We start from the raw sequence: 16,939 nt of genomic DNA on the forward strand, positions 1-16,939 counted from the left end.
GACTTTTTCAGTGGCCTCGATCTAAGATCGACAGCCTTTTTTTAACATTATAAATCAACCAGTATTACGTAATCCAGCTGCAATTCCACTTATTGTTAATAACACTTCCGTTAAGAGCTCTTCATTTGGTTCTTCTTGTTTACGAAGTTCCTTAATGAGTTCTACTTGTAGGAAATTCAATGGATCTACATATGGATTTCTTCGGTGTACAGATTCTTTAATATTTGGTGTATGATCTAGTAGCTCATCATCACCTGTAATTTGAAGAAGAATCGTTTTAGTTTTTTCAAATTCTTCAACGATATTACCGAAAATACGGTCAGCAATTTCCTTATCATTAACTAAAGATGTATATTCTTTAGCTGTTGTGATATCTGCCTTCATTAGAGCCATTTGCAGATTATCAATTGTAGAACGGAAGAAAGTCCATTCCTTGTACATACGTTGCAGAAGCTTTAAGTTATCTTCACTTTCTGAAGCAAAGCTTTCTAAACCTGTACCTGCTGCATACCACGCTGGTAATAATTGACGACTTTGTGTCCATGCAAAAACCCAAGGAATTGCACGTAAGTCTTCAAAACGATTACGGTTTTTACGTTTCATCGGACGTGAACCAATATTCAATTCAGCTAGTTCATTTAATGGTGTTGCTTCTGTAAAGTACGTTAGGAAATCTGGATCTTGGAAAACAAGTGATTGATACTTTTTAAGAGAAACATTTGAAATTTCTTCCATTGCATCTTCCCAAACTTTTTCACGTAAATGTTGTTGCTCTGAATTCTTTGAAAGATTAACAGATGCCTCAAGTAATGTAGATGTTGCTTGTTCTAGGCTTCGGTAAGCAATATCCTCAATAAGATAGCGAGAAGAAAGCACTTCACCTTGTTCAGTTATCTTCACACCATCTCCTAGTGTTTCAGCAGGCTGAGAAAGAATACTGCGGTTTAATGGACCGCCTCCACGACCTAGTGATCCACCACGTCCATGGAAGAATTTCAAGCCAATCTGATAACTCTTTGCCATATCATGAATTTCGAGCTGAGCTTTGTAAAGCTTCCAGTTTGCTGTAACCGTTCCACCATCTTTACTTCCATCAGAATAACCAAGCATGATTTCTTGGGAATCTCCATGAATTTTTAGGTGGTTACGGTAAACATCCATATTAAATAATGTTTCCATAATTTTTGGACCAGCAATTAAGTCATCTACTGTTTCCAGAAGTGGAGCAACATTTAAATGACTTTCCACTGTACCATCAGCATGAAGACGGTAAATACCTGCTTCTTTTGCAAGTACCAATACTTCAAGCAAATCACTTGCAGATTGAGTCATACTGATAAGATAAACAAGAATTGATTTTTTCCCAAATGTATCATGTGCCTTTTTGATCATTGTGAAAACTTTAATCATTTCTTGCGTTTCTTTTGAGTAATCTTCATTTAATAATAAAACAGGACGAGGATCTTTTAATACACTCTCTAATGTTTTAATTTTTTCTTCTTCACTAAGAGCTGAATAATCGTCTGTAACTTTTACTTTACGTAATATTTCTGTAATTGCTGCTTCGTGCTCCCCACTGTGGTTACGAATATCAAGTGTAGCTAAATGGAAACCGAACAGTTGTACTTGACGAATAAATTTTTTCAACATCTTTAATTCACGTTTTGCAGGCTGATGTGTATCTACACTACGTTGAATAAGATATAAATCCTCTAGTAATTCATCAGACGCTTTGTATCCGATATCTGATTTTCCTACTTCTTCAAGGCGCGCTAATATAATGGCAATTTTTCGACGATATACTTCTGTTTCAACAGGCCATTTTTTATCATTTGATAAGTATGCTTGTTCTTCTTTCTCTACATTTGAAAGAAGTTCTTCACTAACTTGGACCCGTGTACTTGAGTGACTAAAGCGTTTCATTACTTCTATTAATGATTCTTTATATTTCTTTAGAACTAATTCACGATGACTTTCTAATGTTTCCCAAGTCACTTCAGGTGTAACATTTGGGTTACCATCACGGTCTCCACCGATCCATGATCCAAAGCGAAGGAAGTTCGGCACATCCCAGTTATGTCCTGGGAATTGTTCAGAAAGACCTTCTTCCAGATCTTGATGAATCTCTGGAAGTACATCAAAAAATGTTTGTTCAAAATAATATAAGCCGTTACGTACTTCATCCATTACTGTTGGTTTACGATGACGAAGTTCGTCTGTTTGCCAGAGAATTGTTACTTCATTTAATAAGCTATCCTCAAGCTGTTTACGTTCTTTATTAGTAAGCATATTATTATCTAAGCTCTTCAGAATATTACCAATTCGCTTTTGAATTTCAATAACCGAGCGCTTTGTTGCTTCTGTTGGATGCGCTGTTATGATTAACTCTAATGATAACGTGTTCAATACATTTTGAATGGTATTCTCATCAATTTCATTATCTTTTAACGATAAAATGGCACTTTCAATTGATGCTGGTTGAACAACATGATCATCTTGGAGCTGATATTCACGACGGCGACGAATTCGGTGATTAGATTCTGCGGCATTAATTAGATGGAAATAAATTGAAAAGGCACGAATAACTTGTTTTCGCATAGGTGCATCCAGGTTTAAAATTTCTTCCTTTAGTTCCTTATATGTTTGCTCGTCAAAGTTATTTCGAAGCGATTTCGCCATCATCCTTAACTTTTCAACTTTATCAAGTAGCTCCGTTCCCCCATGATGAACAATAATTTCTCCTAGAATATGTCCTAGTGATTTCACATCACGACGTAACGGAAGACTGCTGTCATTTATTTCAGTTCTTGCTGTCATTATGTCACCTTCCCTTAGAATTTATTATTCTATTAAATATTAAGATAATTCTATCATATCATCTTTTTAATGGAATTTCATTAAAAATGTTTGAAATTGATATCTATATGAGATTAATCATATGTTTTTGATCTTATTTTCATATCATTGGCAGAAAGAAAGCGCCTTCTATTAGTATATGTCATTTTTTGTCGATTGGTAAGAATATATTTTTCATTCATAAAACACTTAACATGATGATATGATGTTAAGCATTTTTTGTTGGTTCGTTTTTTCCATTGTATGGTGAACTAAAAAGTTCTCGTATACCTCTCTAAAACAACTTGGTCTGAACAAATTTGCAGCATGACCAGCATGCCTTATTTCCTTATAAATCACGTGGGGAATAATACTTTTCAATTCAGTTAACGTGGATTTATATAAACTATCATGCTCACCCATTACCCATAACACCGGGATCGAAAAACCTGCTAATTGGCTTCTCAAGTCATAATTCAGGCGATGCCCTATAGCATTTCTTAAAATTTGATCATCTAACTTTAACCCGAACTTATAGTAGATTTTTTTAGAAATAGCTGAATAAGGATCTAGTATGCTTTCTTTAGGGTAAAGATCATTAGAATATTTTTTCAGCCATGTATCGTAATCTTCATTACGAGTTTCCCAATAAAATCGAAGAACATCTAATAGCCTGGAAGGTGCATTATAATGTCCACCTATAAAGCACAAGCTTTTCACTCGCTTTTTCCATTTGTTTGCAAATATAGCACTTGGATAACAACTATAGCTTAAGGAACAAATATGGGCTTCCTTTATGCCATTTTGATTATAAAATTCTTCTAATTGTTTTACTAAATTATCCAAAGTAAAATGAACATGTTTTCCTATATGTTCTCCATGACCAAGTAAATCATATGTATAAGTATGATAATCCTGATTAAAGTACTCTATTTGTTTCTTAAATGCACGCTTTGTGCCAGTTAAGCCATGGATAAAGATGATACTTTCCCGCATAAAACACCTCCAAAACAACATTTAGAAAAAGTGGGTACTTAAATTTTAATATATGAATGTAAAGAATAAGTAAGTGACCAGTTAAAATATTGTAAGGAAAAAAATTATAGTCAGCCCCTTTCCGGAGCTGACTATTTGTTATTCTATTTTTTCTAATAAAATGGTAACTTTAAACAAATCACCATCAACATCAATATCTAAATGTCCTTCATGTAAATCTATAATCGATTTGGCAATAGCAAGTCCTAATCCAGATCCATCTGTATGACGTGAAGTATCTCCTCGCTTAAAACGTTCAAATAATTCATCCACATCATCACTAAGCTCATATTTTGAGATGTTTTTAAAGCTAATGGTGATTTGACTATTAGCTTCTTTTATACCTATATAAGCACGAGTATGCTCAAGCGAATATTTAAGAATGTTACCAATTAAGTTATCAAATACCCTCCATAACTTTTGTCCGTCGATAAAAGCATAAACAGGTGAATCTGGATTTGAAATTCTAAAATGGATTGTAGACGCCTGGATTGTTTCATTATATTCTGCCAATGATTGTTGAAGAAGTTGAACAATATCCACCTTCGTTTTTGATAGTTCAATATTGCCACTTGCCATTTTCGATGCTTCAAATAAATCGTCAATTAACACTTTTAACCTTTTAGATTTCCGGTCAATGATTTCAATATATGTGCTACGTTCATCTTCAGTTAACTCTGGATTTTTTAACAACTCTGAATACGTAATGATGGAAGTTAGAGGTGTTCTCAAATCATGACTAACATTTGTAATTAGTTCCGTTTTTAACCTCTCACTTTTCGCTTGCGCTTTTTGTGATGTTTTCACTCCATGCTTCATTGTATTTATATCTTCCGCTAATTTTGCAAGTACAGATTTCCCAGCCACTTTTAAATCTGGTTCAAATTGACCAGAAGCAAGAGCACGTGCATTGCGGGTAATTTTATTAAAATATCCAACTTTTCTTACGATCATAATAAAAACAGGAATACCAATAATGAAAAATGCTGGAACATATGCAATCATAAATTCAGGTTCAATAAAAATCGGACCTGCTCCAAGACCAAACAGATAAACAAACCCTAAAAGAAGTAATACTTGAGTTCCAACTCGACGGTTATAAAAAGCTTCTTTTACAATTTTTAAAAGTCTCCCAGTCATTGTTTTTCTTAGGATTTCTCTGTTTTTAGATAAATCTTTTACAATTGGAAATAAGAAAATCAATTGGATAATTGTTAACCCAAGAAATACACTCATGATAAAGAGTTGATTTAATACATCTCTAAACGTGTAATAGTTGTATAAATTTGGAAAGTCTGTAATAAATACTAGTGAAATTATTACTGTGATTCCTGAGAGAGTAACTGCTAGATCAAGTGGAAGTCTATTATAAGTTTCTCGTAATTTATGAGAACTTATTTTATTTAAAATTTGTATTTTTCTACCTATAAATAAACTAACAAAAAATGCCACAATTGAACCAATTGTATAGATCCAAAATAACTTTCTTTGTTGATCATATTGCTCATATGAAACCATTATGGCATTAGAACTTGAAACTCCTTCTCGAAGACCGATTTTCCCTTCATACAAAGAATTTGCTTGATCTTCAGAAATAAGATCTTCGTATCCATATATAAACGAAAGCTCAGCTATATCTAAATAGCCATTACTTTTTGAAGGAAATTGATCAATATGAAGCATTTTATCTGATGACATATACTTGTCTACTTCTTCTTGATCCTTCGTAGGTAGATTTGTATAAATCTCTCCAGTTGAGGTATTTACCAAGTAATAAGAAAAAGCCTCATCATAAATACGAAAATCCTGCCGGTATGTTGCCAGCTCTTTATAGTACTCATCTACTCTTTGTGCTTTTTCTTTTCTAATTTTTTCTTCAACGTACTCATCACTTTCAAAATTTTTCGTAATGTCCGCTATTTTTGCATCTCTTTCTTTAATATACAAATCTGCTTGATCTTGATTATTATTAGCCTGTGCTTCTTGAATCCTTGATACATATTGTTGCTCTATGCTACTAATCTGATCGGACAATTCACCATACATGAAACGATGCTCATCTATTTCTTCCTTTGATACGGTAATAGCCTTTTTCATATCTTCCTTTGTTTGATAATCTATTTCAAACGCATGTAGATAGCTAACATAAGTGCCCACCGTATCTTTATATTGCGAGGTTTTAAAGTAGCTTGTTTTCATATAGTCTTGATCATTTAATAGTGCTGTTAATACACCACTTACTCCATAAGTAAATAAAACAAGCCATAAGATTAGGATGATCCTATTTTTCCATCTTGTATCCAATGCCCCATACCACCTTTAAATATCTAGGATTTTTAGGGTCGATTTCGATTTTTTCTCTAATTTTACGAATATGCACAGCCACGGTATTTTCCGCATTATAGCAAGGCTCCTGCCATACCTTTTCATAAATTTCAGAAATAGAAAACACTCGACCTGCGTTTACCATTAATAGTTCCACAATTTTATATTCAATTGGAGTTAATTTTACTGCTTCTCCATTTACCGTCACTTCTTTTGCTTCTTGATCGATCATTAAACCATTAAGATCAATTAATTGATTTCTTCCTTCAAAATGACCTAGTTTTACATATCTTCTAAGCTGTGATTTCACTCTTGCAATAAGTTCGAGAGGATTAAATGGCTTTGTAACATAGTCGTCAGCCCCTACCTGTAATCCTAAGATCTTGTCAGTGTCCTCACTTTTAGCACTTAAAATAATAATTGGGATATTTTTCTTTTCACGTATTTTAAAAGTCGCAGAAATTCCATCCATTCTCGGCATCATAATGTCTAAAACAATTAAATGAACTTCGTTTTCCTGTAAACACTCAATTGCCTCAACGCCATCCTTTGCCAATAACACAGTCATGCCTTCATTTCTCAAGTATATTTCAATTGCTTCACGTATTTCTTTATCATCATCTACTACTAAAACGGTATAATTATTCATCATTCTTTCCTCCTTTCCAAAGTATACCATGCGCTATCTGCTAAGGATGAACTCAGTATAAACAAAAGTTCTTAAATTAAAGGTAGGGAAAATATGAAGAAATTCTTAAGAATTTAAGCTATGTTTAAGTTGTTTAGCGTGAAAACGAGAATCCTCTACCGGAGGGTGAAAGAGAACACAAAAGAAAGGCACAAGAAAAAACCTCCATACTATGTATGAAGGCTCCTCAAGTTTTTCATATAGAAAGTATCAGGGGGGATACTGTCTTTTGCTATATACCCGACTAAAAACATGTTAAACCTAAAAATTTTAATTTTTTTATTTTTATTTTTAATTTCCTGGTTTTCATTGACATTTCACCTAAAAACAGAGAAAATGAACGCGTGTACATAATGTTTACAGGGGGTGAATAAATTAGCTAATAGAAAAGATGTTGCAAGGCTAGCAGGTGTTTCTGAGGCCACGGTTTCACGGGTCTTTAACAACATAGCTCCATTGCGAGAAGAAACTAAGCAAAAAGTATTGCAAGCTGCAAAAGAGCTTCATTATTATCCTAACGTAATCGCACAAAACTTTGCTAAAGGTAAAAGCAACAATATTGGAGTGATTGTACCTTATCTACCTAAGGTCAACTTAATGTCTACCCACTATTTTTCAGAGCTAGTTAGTGGAATTGGTGCAAAACTAGGAGAATCTGGTTATGGATTGTTACTATTATTTCAAACTCCTGATCAACCAAAAGATTATGTTCAGCTTTTTCAATCTCAGCGAGTAGATGGCTGCATTATTCTAGGAGCTAAAAATACTCCGAATGAAATAAAGGCACTTGAAGATCTACATCAACAACAATTGCCATATTGTTTAATTAATCAAACTTTTTCAGAACATACCTTTCACTTTATTGATGGAGATCATGTAGATGGAAGTTATCAAGCAACAACTTCTTTACTTAATAAAGGTTTTGAAAGAATTATCTTCTTAAATGGTCCAAAAGAGTTTTCAAATAGTATCGATCGACTTGTAGGCTATAGGAAAGCATTACAACATAAAGGCATACCATTTAGTAATGATCTTATTTTTGAAGGAAATTATAGCCGAAAAAGCGGCTATATGGTAGCTGAGCAAATTCACTCTTTCCTGCATACATCAAAAGCGATTTTTGCAGCAAATGACCGAATGGCTATTGGACTTATGCAAGGTTTGAATGAACGAGGTTTGCTCGCTTCACAGGATTATTTCATTATCGGCTATGATAACTCAGAAATATCGAGAATGACTTCTCCACCATTAAGTACTGTAAATGTACCTTTATATGAAATGGGGCAAATGGCTGCTGAAAAGGTACTCAACTGTATTTCGCACGGTGACAACAAAAATACTAGCCTAAGACTGCCTGTCACTTTAATTGAAAGACAATCCTCACGCAAAAACTAGTGTCATATAAACCTATGCTCCTTCTTTCACCTCAGAAATGACACTAAACGTTATCAAACGAAGTAACTTGTTTTCTACCAAACTTTAAAAAAGGGGAAATATTATGGAGACAATAAAAGTTGGGATGATTGGTTACAAGTTTATGGGGAAGGCACATAGTCATGCTTATCGTGATCTTCCTCTTTTCTTTCCAAACAGTATGCAACCTGAAATGAAAGTAATTTGTGGACGCAATCCAGAAGGTATTGCACAAGCTGCAAAACAATTCGGTTGGGAGGAATACTCAACAGACTGGAAAACTCTTATTGAACGAAGCGATCTTGATTTAATAGATATTAATGCTCCTAGTGATGTACATAAAGAAATAACCATTGCAGCAGCTAGAGCAGGAAAACATGTTTTCTGTGAAAAACCGTTAGCGCTTACATTGAAGGATTCACGTGAAATGCTTGAGGTTGTTGAAGCAGCAGGTGTTAAGCATATGGTCGGCTTTAATTATCGATTTGCTCCAGCTGTTATGCTGGCAAAAAAATTAATAGCGGAAGGAAAATTAGGTGATATCTATCATTATCGCGCATGGTTTTTACAAGATTGGCTGGTTGACCCTAACTTCCCTCTTGCCTGGAGACTTCAAAAAGATATAGCCGGCTCAGGTTCGCATGGAGATTTAGGAGCACACTTAATTGACTTAGCTCACTATCTAATTGGTGATATGACAGAGGTAATTGGGATGAGCGAAACATTTATTAAAGAAAGACCTCTCCCAACAAACACAACAGGGCTTTCATCAGGTGGTCAAACTCAAGAAGAGAAAGGAAAGGTCACGGTTGATGATGCTACTTTGTTTATGACGCGTTTTGCAAATGGAGCATTAGGTAGCTTTGAAGCTACTCGTTACGGCACAGGTCATCGCTGTACAAATTCCTTTGAGATTAATGGAAGCAAGGGTAGCGTCATCTTTGATTTTGAACGAATGAATGAATTACAAGTCTACTTCACTGAAGACAGAGATGATGTTCAGGGCTTCCGACGTGTGTTAGCAACAGACCCTTCACATGCTTATGCAGAAAACTGGTGGCCGCCTGGACATACAATTGGTTATGAGCACACATTTATCCATGAAATAGTAGAGCTAATGGATGCGATTAAGGGAGACCGTCAGCCTGTTCCAAATTTTCACGATGGTGTGAAATGTCAACAAGTTCTAGAGGCTGTTGATTTATCTATTGAAAAACGACAATGGATAACTGTTTCGGAAGTTTAATAGAGAGGAGAAAAAAGAATGAGTGATAAAAACGCATTAATCGTTTGGGGAGGCTGGGACGGACATGAACCTGAGCAAGTTGCTCAAATTTTCAAATCTATTCTCGAAGAAGAAAACTTCTCTGTAGAAGTATCTTCCTCCCTTGAATCTTACGCAGATCCAGAAAAATTAAAATCCTTTGACCTAATCGTTCCACACTGGACAATGGGTGAAATAGATAAGAAATATGTTTTCAATATTTCAGATGCTGTAGTAAACGGTGTTGGCTTAGCCGGATGTCATGGAAGAATGTGTGATTCTTTTCGCAATAATGTTGACTGGCAGTTTATGACCGGTGGAAATTGGGTTGCACACCCTGGTAATGATGGTGTTGAATATATGGTCAATATCAAGCATTCGACAAGTCCTCTTTTAGAAGGTCTATCTGATTTTAAGGTAGTAAGTGAACAATATTATCTTCATGTAGACCCTGCTGTTGAAGTACTGGCTACAACACGTTTTCCAGTTGTTGATGGTCCTCACGCAACAAACAAAGCAGTAGATATGCCTGTTGTATGGACAAAGCGTTGGGGACATGGAAATGTTTTTTATAATTCATTAGGTCATAAAGCTAATATAATTTCCATGCCAGAGGTTACTCATATCATGAGGAAAGGTTTCTTATGGGCAGCAAACGGCAAAAAACGTGCTGAAGAACTAGTTTTATCTAGTAATGAAAACAGTCGTAATTACACTGGAATGGGTGACAGTCAGTAGATTTAATAATTTCTGGAGGGTCTCTAAATGAAAAAGCTAAAAATAGGAATAATTGGCTGTGGAAATATTAGCTCCATTTACATGGAAAACTGTCAAAAGTTCGAACATCTTGACCTTGTTGCCTGTGCTGATCTAGATTTGGAACGCGCCAAATCACAAGCAACAAAATTCGGAATCCCCCATGCTTATTCTGTTCAAGAGTTACTTGATGACTCTGAGATACAATTAGTTATAAACTTAACGATCCCGAAAGCCCATGCCTTAGTCTGTATTAAAGTACTCGAGGCTGGCAAGCATGTTTATACAGAAAAACCACTTAGCATAACTCGTGAAGAAGGTAAGCAAATTTTAGAAACCGCAAAGAAGAACAATCTCTTTGTTGGAAGTGCACCTGATACTTTTTTAGGAGGCGGCATTCAAACAAGCATCTCTCTTATTGAGAAAGGAGAAATTGGAACGCCAATTGGAGCCTCCGCCTTTATGATAAGCCGTGGCCACGAACACTGGCATCCAGATCCTGGGTTTTACTATGAAATTGGAGGTGGCCCAATGTTTGACATGGGGCCGTACTATATAACTACATTGGTATCTCTTTTAGGACCAATTGAACGGCTTTCAGGTTCAGCCCGTATTAGCTATTCCGAACGAATCATAACAAGTGAACCAAAATCAGGTGAAAAGCTTACAGTCAAAACACCAACTCATATTTCCGGTGTTTTAGATTTTGCGTCTGGTGCTGTAGCAACTCTTACGACAAGTTTTGATGCAATGGGCGGCACCTCCCTTCCCCCAATTGAAATATACGGGAGTGAAGGTACCCTACTTGTTCCTGATCCAAATACATTTGGAGGGCCAGTGCGTATTAGAAAACGTGGTGAAAAAGAATTCACTGATGTACCAGTAACATCTGACTATATCAAAAACAGCCGAGGCCTAGGTGTAGCTGACATGGCAAAAGCCATTTTACATGGAGGTAAGTTCCGGGCAAATGGTGATCTAGCTTATCATGTGTTAGAAGCTATGCATGGATTCCACGATTCCTCTAACAGTGGTATTCATTATAAAATGGAAAGCACATGTGAACGGCCTGAATTGTTGGATTTTTAGTGTTATGGTTGTTTAAAACAATGGGACGCTCTGACTGTTCGTTAGAGCGTCCCATTGTTTTTATGAAGACGTTGAAGATGGTGGGGCTTGTTTGTATTTTTTTGGAGGCTGTGACGAGATTGCTTGGAATGTGGTGACGTGACCAACATGCGATTTGACTTGACCACAGGCCTTTTTGACTGGACCAATTGCAGTTTTGACGTGACTCCTCAAATTTGACGCAACCAACACACATTTCAACTTAACCACTAGTTTAAAAACTAAAGAAAGAAGCCCTAAACAGACTTCTTCCACAAAACATATTTAACTTTTCTCCTCTAGCCCCTCTAAATACTCAACAGCTTGAGACAATGTTGCTACTGGCACAACATCTACCTCATAGCCATTCTTCTCCACCTCTGCTATAACCTCTTGTTCATTTCGATCATAGGAAGTTATGTCCTTCGGAGCAAAGAAGATATCAGCTCCGTCTTCATAGGCTGCTGTAATTTTATGAGTGATTCCACCTATTTGACCTACATTTCCGTTATGATCAATTGTTCCAGTTCCGGCAATTTTATAACCTTTAGTTAAATCTTCAGCAATTAGCTGATTAAGAATTTCTAAGGAAAACATAAGACCTGCTGAAGGACCACCAATATCATCACTTTCAATTTCAACCTCTCTAGAAACCGTTGCCGTAAAATCTTCCTCAGGAACAATACCAATTCCTACTTTACTAGTTGATGGGTCCAGTTTCACCATTTCAACTGTTTTCTTTATTTCTTCTCCTCCGCGAGAGATTGTTAATGTAGCTGAATCACCTTCCTTTTTATTTTGTTCTATATACGAAATAAATTCAGTTGCCTCATACATTTTAATGCCATCAATACTTGTGATTACATCTCCTACTTGAAGAGCATTTTTTGCTGGAGAGTCTGTCAATATTGCACTAACAAAAATGCCATGATATTCAATCTTAACCTCTTCTCCAGCTTGCTTAAAACCGGCAACTAACGCATTTTGTTTTGAATTCTTCATCATAAATTCGAGTAATCTATTATACTCCTGATCTGTTAAGTCCCCTTTAACATCCTCTGCCTCTACAATATCAGTATGTGGAGCAACTAGCCCATAAGCCAATATATAAGGATTCATTGCCTTTATTGACAAAATAGTTGTTAAATGGAAGCTTCCGTCTTCCTTTGTGTACCCATCTTCCACCTTAATTTTTGGCTGCAATGCTTCGATCGAACCTGGTTGATATAGGTAGTAAGGTGTTGGAATGAAAGCCACAATAATTAATAAAAGCATGATTAGAAGGGGGATTTTCAAGTTAATCTTTTTATGTTTCACCATATATGTACTCTCCTCAGGTAGTTATGACTTACGTGCCTTAATCGTTATGAATTAATGTTACCCTCATTATATTCTTTTCTCAATTAACTTGCATAAAAAAGAGACCTTCCCTAAGGAATAGTCTCTTCTACATTCAACTTGTTCGACTGTAATCTTTTTTAGCTTGTAAGCTAAATTCCTGCTGAAGTAGGTTTACCTCAAATAATTTTAACGGATCATAAAAGACCTCAGGATTAGATCTCATGTTATCCAAGCTTTCTTTTCCATCTTGGATAATGTTTTCTGTTTCAGCAATCGTATCCTTTACCTCTTGAATTGCACCTTGGAAAAAGGATGAAACATCTTGACTTAAGCCCTTTTCAAATAATTCAAATGGTAAAAATAACTTATTCGCAATAGAGGCTGTTACTTCTTCATATGATTCATTTTCAACATATTTCTTGTATTGATTATAAAGCATATTGTTGCTTTGGTTCATTGTTCCTAATAGCCTGCCAGCACCTTTTAATAACAACTGAGCAGGTTTTTTCTTAAGCATTATGTTTTCTTTTTCAAACTGAATTCGACCTGTCATTCTGTCTAAATCTCTACGCCAATCATCTAATAGCGCAAAATCACACTGTAAAGAAAGCTTATTCTCTTGATAAATATCATTGAACGTTTCACTCATCTCAACTAAGAAAGATTGACTTTCAAGAAATTCATCGTGAGAAGCTGATACCCAGGTATCAAGCTGATTATAAACGGTTGGAAGTAATGTTCCTTCAATATACGTTTGTATTTTTTCATTCATTTTCTCATTTAAGTTTATATGAATTTGTTTAAAGTCACTATCTTCTTTGATATATTCTGAGCTTTCTTTTAACAATTTTGGAATGGTTTCCATCAACTCTGTTTTGCCTTCTTTTAGTAAGGACCTATAAGCGGCAATAATGGCCTCCACTTTTTCATGTTGAAGATCTGTTAGTTTTAAACTCAAGCCTTTTAATCTACCTAAAATATCTTCATTCCATTGAATAGAATAGATAAAGCCTTTTTCCATTTCTTCTCTTTTATGAAGCAATTCAGAGAGAACATTTCGAATTATCGCTAACACATTGGCTGTTCTTTTGTTTGGTTTTTCTTTCATATCAAAAGGATAATATGCGTTTACAAACGTGTTAAGTTTGCTGGATTGCTGACTAAATGGATGTAAAGAAGAATATGGCAGAATATCTGCTTCTGGATATATACTTATCACTTTTCTTTTTATATCATTAATCATTGCTTGTGTATTTGCATCACTTGCAATTAGATCTACCTTGTTTAGGATAAAATGAACTTTTATTTCTGGAGCAAATTTTTTCATTTGACTTAATACATTGTACTCCTCATCTGAAAGAGGATCGGCTCCGTCCAAAACAAAAAATACTCCATCGGCTAATAATAATTTGCTAAAAAATTCATTTCTATAACTGCTGTTTAAAGCTGGTGTATCAATAATTGCACATTGATTTTCGTGTAAAAAGATACATGGTTGCTTTACTTGAAATAAAGAAGCTTCCTCCATCTCCTCAAGCATTTCACGTTGGTTCTCAAGATAACGATGTCCTGTACTTGTAATCTGACTAATAGAAAGTTCGTCATCATCATGGTAAACGACCATAGAAGTTGTTGTACCTTTATACGGTTTTTCACCCAATAATGAGTGCATAAATGTTGTTTTTCCGCTTCCTTCGAATCCTGCAAGTAAAAAATGCTGCTTAATATTCGAATTTAGTAATTCTTCTAACCACCATACAGTTTTATAATCAACAGCAAGAGAATGTCCTTCCGCCCATTTTTTCACTGTTTTAAATAATTGTAGAGCTTGCTGCATTCCACTTTGGTTGTTCTCCACTTCAAAAATAATTGCTTCTGCACGATATATACTATCCTGATTAATATGGCCAGGGAAAATTTCATTCCAGGCTAATACCGTGGCAGCTGGAGTTAACCCATTTTCTCTTGTTGAGAGCTTCAACCAACAAGATAATAGATTAGGCATCATATCTTGAAGAATTTGTAGAAAATAGCGACCATCTGTTAATTCAATAAACGTTTCTTCATAAAGTTGAACAATTGAATTCCACTGAAACTCCTCTTCATGTTGGACAATCATAAACAACTCATTAATTGTATTGATCCATTGAAGATATGACTCTTCATTTCTATAACTATTCCATAATGCATGAGTAAAAGAGATGAAGGAATGTTTATTAACACCATGAATGGAAAGTAAAGCATCTGCAAAAAAATCTGGTGAAAAGTTTTTTGTGTTTCCTGCTTTTACATATGAGGTGATGACTGAAAACCATTCTTCTTTTTCGGTACGAATAAGTTCATCAACAGCTAGTTTAACAGCATTCTCTTCATCTTCATTTTCTTCGTAAAAATCGCGTGCAATTCTTGTTACATTTGGATAATCCGGATCCAGTAAAACAGCTTTTTTAATTGTTTCATATGCATGCTCCGTTTTTCCTCTTTCTTTATAAAGAAAAAAGAGCTTTAAAGCAACCTCACTTTTTAATGTATCTTCACTTGTCTCAATCGAATTATACATATCCTCTGCTGCAGATAATAATCCTAGCTGAGAGTAGGCATCGCCTATATTCATTTTTGCCCAAGGCTCTAATTCATTTTTAATATTTTCCCATTTAAAGATGGCAGCCTCATAATCCAAATCATGAAAATAGATTTCTCCTTGAGCAAAACGAATATATGATAAATCGAAGCTTTCTTCTCGATTTTGTTCCTCAAAATAGGCCTGACCAAGTATCCGTGATGGACGCCTATTATCACCATCAGATAAAAATGTTTCAAAAAATGTCTTTTCAATTAGTTGATCTTCTCTTGTCATATTTTCCTCCTGCAATCCTTTTAAATTTAAACTGAAGTAGAATTCGTATAAATTCGAAAAGATTAGAAAAATGTATACGAGTATTAACCTCATTATTAATGAGGCTTATTGGTTTATTTTAACAGAAAATGTTGTAAAAGAGCGAAACTACTCTTGTACCTTTCCCTCTATCTTTTATAGTAAAACACTTATCCTAACTTCGCTTCCTAATACGAATAAAAAAACAATCCCTTCACATAACAATACGCTTTGGGGCTTGGTTTTATTAGGGTATTTTTTTGACAATAAAGTGTCAGTTTAGGACATTTGCAAAACAACAAGAAAAAAGCGGTAAAAACCTTAGTTTAAGTAGTTCGGTTTTCGAGTACAATACTTAATTAGCAGCCTTTTGTTGAGGTTTTCTTGAGGGTATAGGATTTGATAGGCGGAGAAATTCCACTTAAGGTATATAGTAGGTGCTTAAATAGCCGATATAAGCGGATATATTCCGGTTAACTTCTCTATTCATAACTAAATCAAAAGATTACGTTCATATAAGCGGATAAATTCCCCTTATTCTGTGGGGAATGTTGATATTTCTCAATTTAAACGGAATTTTTCCGTTTATTTTTTAAAATTTAGTAAAAATTCAACTATAGAGTGCAAAATAATGTAAAAAATGCTTGGAGACACAATGTTCCAAGCATTTTTGCTAATCAAATGATCTGTTAATTTAAGTGCGAATTACCGTTCGAAAGTATGGCTATTTCTAATTTGCATTTTAAAACCGAACCTATAAAACCTTAGTTCCCCCGCTTTTTTCTATTAATATGTTAATGATGCTGCAATAATAAGTCCGATTGATATCGACAAAAATAATAAAAATAATCCAACCGCTTGGTTATCATCATCAATTGCTTTTGTAATATTAAACTTAGGAGTTAATAGCTCTGCTAAATAGAAAATAATAATTTGCATGACAATCGCAATGCTTCCCCAAATCACCATATCAAAAATATTGACAGAATTAGAGATTGATGAATAAAGAACAATCGCAAGCCCTAAAATTCTACCACCAAACGCATAAACAGCTGCTTTATTCCCGTTTTTAATTAGTTCAAATTCTTTGTTCTTTGTTGTTACTTCAAACAAAATAATACCAATAATCAACAAAACAATCGCCAATCCAATATAAGAAACCGTTGATAAAAATAAATCTAAAAATGTCATCTTCTCATTCCCTTCCTTTTTTAATTCCTAAAGGTAAAAAGTAGGCATTATTGTCTGTAATTTGCTTGCCTGCTCTTAGTCCTATTCCACTTGCTTTTCCGTTAATAAG

Annotated in this window: 11 protein-coding genes; 4 read left to right on the forward strand and 7 right to left on the reverse strand. The window is 34.8% G+C overall.

Translation table 11 applies throughout. The features are described 5' to 3' along the window. Positions 1 to 54: 54 nt before the first annotated feature. The 4 genes from ppc to COD11_RS10125 form a co-directional block, all read right to left on the reverse strand. Complete coding sequence (ppc, locus tag COD11_RS10110; RefSeq protein ID WP_098796689.1) at positions 55 to 2,817, reverse strand: phosphoenolpyruvate carboxylase; 2,763 nt, start codon at positions 2,815 to 2,817, stop codon at positions 55 to 57. A gap of 228 nt (positions 2,818 to 3,045) precedes the next feature. Continuing rightward, positions 3,046 to 3,831 carry an alpha/beta fold hydrolase gene (locus COD11_RS10115; protein WP_098796690.1) on the reverse strand — a complete coding sequence of 262 codons (786 nt, stop codon included), beginning with the start codon at positions 3,829 to 3,831 and terminating at the stop codon, positions 3,046 to 3,048. 138 nt (positions 3,832 to 3,969) lie between these two features. After that, positions 3,970 to 6,174 carry a HAMP domain-containing sensor histidine kinase gene (locus COD11_RS10120; protein ID WP_098796691.1) on the reverse strand — a complete coding sequence of 735 codons (2,205 nt, stop codon included), beginning with the start codon at positions 6,172 to 6,174 and terminating at the stop codon, positions 3,970 to 3,972. Continuing rightward, entirely contained in the window at positions 6,152 to 6,844 is a 693-nt protein-coding gene (locus COD11_RS10125) for a response regulator transcription factor (RefSeq protein WP_098796692.1), read from the reverse strand. The genes COD11_RS10120 and COD11_RS10125 overlap by 23 nt, the downstream gene beginning before the upstream one ends. A 405-nt stretch (positions 6,845 to 7,249) precedes the next feature. On the opposite strand from COD11_RS10125, the gene COD11_RS10130 reads away from it, so the two are divergent. From COD11_RS10130 to COD11_RS10145, 4 genes are all read left to right on the forward strand, one after another. Beyond that, on the forward strand, positions 7,250 to 8,278 hold the full coding sequence (locus COD11_RS10130) for a LacI family DNA-binding transcriptional regulator (protein WP_098796693.1): 1,029 nt from the start codon (positions 7,250 to 7,252) through the stop codon (positions 8,276 to 8,278). Positions 8,279 to 8,381: 103 nt separating this feature from the next. After that, on the forward strand, positions 8,382 to 9,542 hold the full coding sequence (locus tag COD11_RS10135) for a Gfo/Idh/MocA family protein (protein ID WP_098796694.1): 1,161 nt from the start codon (positions 8,382 to 8,384) through the stop codon (positions 9,540 to 9,542). Positions 9,543 to 9,560: 18 nt separating this feature from the next. After that, a complete protein-coding gene (locus COD11_RS10140) occupies positions 9,561 to 10,298 on the forward strand; it encodes a ThuA domain-containing protein (protein WP_098796695.1) in 738 nt (245 codons plus the stop codon). Between the two features lie 27 nt (positions 10,299 to 10,325). Next, on the forward strand, positions 10,326 to 11,405 hold the full coding sequence (locus tag COD11_RS10145) for a Gfo/Idh/MocA family protein (RefSeq protein ID WP_098796696.1): 1,080 nt from the start codon (positions 10,326 to 10,328) through the stop codon (positions 11,403 to 11,405). Between the two features lie 303 nt (positions 11,406 to 11,708). Here COD11_RS10145 and COD11_RS10150 read toward each other — a convergent pair whose 3' ends face one another. From COD11_RS10150 to COD11_RS10160, 3 genes are all read right to left on the reverse strand, one after another. Further along, on the reverse strand, positions 11,709 to 12,743 hold the full coding sequence (locus COD11_RS10150) for a SepM family pheromone-processing serine protease (RefSeq protein WP_098796697.1): 1,035 nt from the start codon (positions 12,741 to 12,743) through the stop codon (positions 11,709 to 11,711). 133 nt (positions 12,744 to 12,876) lie between these two features. Continuing rightward, positions 12,877 to 15,621: a GTPase domain-containing protein gene (locus COD11_RS10155; RefSeq protein WP_098796698.1), complete on the reverse strand. Its 2,745-nt coding sequence runs from the start codon at positions 15,619 to 15,621 to the stop codon at positions 12,877 to 12,879. A gap of 804 nt (positions 15,622 to 16,425) precedes the next feature. Beyond that, a complete protein-coding gene (locus COD11_RS10160) occupies positions 16,426 to 16,830 on the reverse strand; it encodes a DUF350 domain-containing protein (protein ID WP_098796699.1) in 405 nt (134 codons plus the stop codon). Positions 16,831 to 16,939 lie beyond the last annotated feature (109 nt).

It is taken from the genome of Bacillus sp. AFS040349 (genome assembly GCF_002577655.1).
Lineage (GTDB): Bacteria > Bacillota > Bacilli > Bacillales > Bacillaceae > Metabacillus.

What these genes read in the sequence shown, in the direction of transcription:
- ppc (WP_098796689.1), bottom strand. Translation starts at nt 2,817, where the DNA reads ATGACAGCAAGAACTGAAATAAATGACAGCAGTCTTCCGTTACGTCGT.
- COD11_RS10115 (WP_098796690.1), bottom strand. Translation starts at nt 3,831, where the DNA reads ATGCGGGAAAGTATCATCTTTATCCATGGCTTAACTGGCACAAAGCGT.
- COD11_RS10125 (WP_098796692.1), bottom strand. Translation starts at nt 6,844, where the DNA reads ATGAATAATTATACCGTTTTAGTAGTAGATGATGATAAAGAAATACGT.
- COD11_RS10135 (WP_098796694.1), top strand. Translation starts at nt 8,382, where the DNA reads ATGGAGACAATAAAAGTTGGGATGATTGGTTACAAGTTTATGGGGAAG.
- COD11_RS10140 (WP_098796695.1), top strand. Translation starts at nt 9,561, where the DNA reads ATGAGTGATAAAAACGCATTAATCGTTTGGGGAGGCTGGGACGGACAT.
- COD11_RS10145 (WP_098796696.1), top strand. Translation starts at nt 10,326, where the DNA reads ATGAAAAAGCTAAAAATAGGAATAATTGGCTGTGGAAATATTAGCTCC.
- COD11_RS10150 (WP_098796697.1), bottom strand. Translation starts at nt 12,743, where the DNA reads ATGGTGAAACATAAAAAGATTAACTTGAAAATCCCCCTTCTAATCATG.
- COD11_RS10155 (WP_098796698.1), bottom strand. Translation starts at nt 15,621, where the DNA reads ATGACAAGAGAAGATCAACTAATTGAAAAGACATTTTTTGAAACATTT.
- COD11_RS10160 (WP_098796699.1), bottom strand. Translation starts at nt 16,830, where the DNA reads ATGACATTTTTAGATTTATTTTTATCAACGGTTTCTTATATTGGATTG.